A 721-nucleotide genomic window follows, 5' to 3' on the forward strand; every position below is an offset into this window, starting at 1 on the left:
CCCCACCCCCCAGTGCCCATTCCCATACACCGCGCGCTGCTGCGAACTCATTCCCCCGGGCCCGATCGCCGTATTCAGTTCGTAGAAGGCATTCGCCCCGATGAGCCAGGCGCTCAACTTGTGGGGATCCACCTCGAACCCCAGCCGCCCGTGCAGCTCGAAGCGCAGCAGGTTCGTGGAGAAACTCCCCGTCACCTCGTTCAGCGGAAGCTGCCCCTCCGCCGGCGTGCAGTCCGGGTCCGTCCCCGTCTGGTTCGCGAAGAAGCACCCGTCCTCGCCGTTGGAGTGGTGGCCCACGATGACGTTCAACCCCAGCGCCAGCACCCGGGGCGCTCCATCCCGGTCCGGGCCATGCAACAGCCGCAGGTGCGCCGCCTGGAGCGTGAACTTCGGCATGTATGACGGCGGCAGGATGGGGTTGCTGTCCGTGTTCAACATCCGCAGCAGGATCTTCGGCGTGAACACCAGGGAGAACAGCGTCTCCCGCCCGTCCTGCTTGAAGTCGCCGTAGCGCAGCTGCGGCAGGAAGAGGTTCGGCGCGAACTGGCCCTCGATGAGCAACGGCGCGGGCGACTTCGGGTCCCCCAGGCGCTGGATGCGGTTGGGCGAGGCGAACAGGTACGTGCGGTCCAGGAAGAGCGGCGTCTGCAGGTCGAACTCCACCTGGAGTCCCTTCGCCCGGACCTCGCCTGCCCACACCCCCAGCAGCACACCCAGCAGC

The 721-nt window shown here is 67.4% G+C and carries 1 pseudogene; it reads right to left on the reverse strand.

The annotated features are described in order from the left end of the window. Positions 1 to 721: pseudogene (locus D7Y13_RS46240) on the reverse strand (hypothetical protein); the annotation flags it as partial.

This window comes from Corallococcus praedator (assembly GCF_003612125.1).
Lineage (GTDB): Bacteria > Myxococcota > Myxococcia > Myxococcales > Myxococcaceae > Corallococcus > Corallococcus praedator.